The 516-nt window shown below is 60.5% G+C and carries 2 protein-coding genes; both read right to left on the bottom strand.

What is annotated here, in order from left to right:
- A partial coding sequence (locus tag HKD27_RS16850) for a transposase (protein ID WP_370544292.1) occupies nucleotides 1–255 on the bottom strand: 255 nt, incomplete at its 3' end.
- Nucleotides 207–516 (bottom strand): transposase (locus HKD27_RS16310; protein WP_197436632.1); only part of this gene is annotated, 310 nt, incomplete at its 5' end. The genes HKD27_RS16850 and HKD27_RS16310, both read right to left, overlap by 49 nt.

Raw genomic sequence — 516 nt, 5'->3', positions numbered from 1 at the left:
GCGATCCCGATAGCGACGGAAGTCGCAGGGGATATCCTCTGTGCGGTTTGAACGCGGCGGGATAACAGGAAGAATACCTCGAAAAAGCGGGTTCTCCCGTATCCTGTCACTATCATATCCCCTATCGGCCAGAAGTCGGCGCGGTGTCACGACCGACAGGTCCAGCAGGGCATCAGCGCCGGAATAACCAGAAATTTCACCGCCCGTCAGTTCAAAGCCAAGAGGGCGTCCCTGACCGTCAGCGCGGGCGTGGATCTTGCCCGTAAAGCCGCCGCGGCTTCGACCAAAGCCTTCCTTATGTGTCCCCCTTTTGCGCCAGCAGCCTGGCTGTGAGCCCGAACGACCGTGCTGTCGATCATGTGCTGCCAGTCATCGGTCAGCCCAAGTTCAACCAGCGTTCCCAGCAGGGCGTCCCAGACACCCTGCTCGGCCCATCGACGGAACCGCACATGGACCGGGTTCCATTTTCCGTAGCGCTCATGCATATCCCGCCATGGGCAACCCACACGCAGGACA

Source organism: Gluconobacter sp. R75690 (genome assembly GCF_015244525.1).
Taxonomy (GTDB): Bacteria; Pseudomonadota; Alphaproteobacteria; order Acetobacterales; family Acetobacteraceae; genus Gluconobacter; species Gluconobacter potus.
Note: the sequence above shows the minus strand (reverse complement) of the source record. Positions and strands in the feature narration are given on the sequence as shown.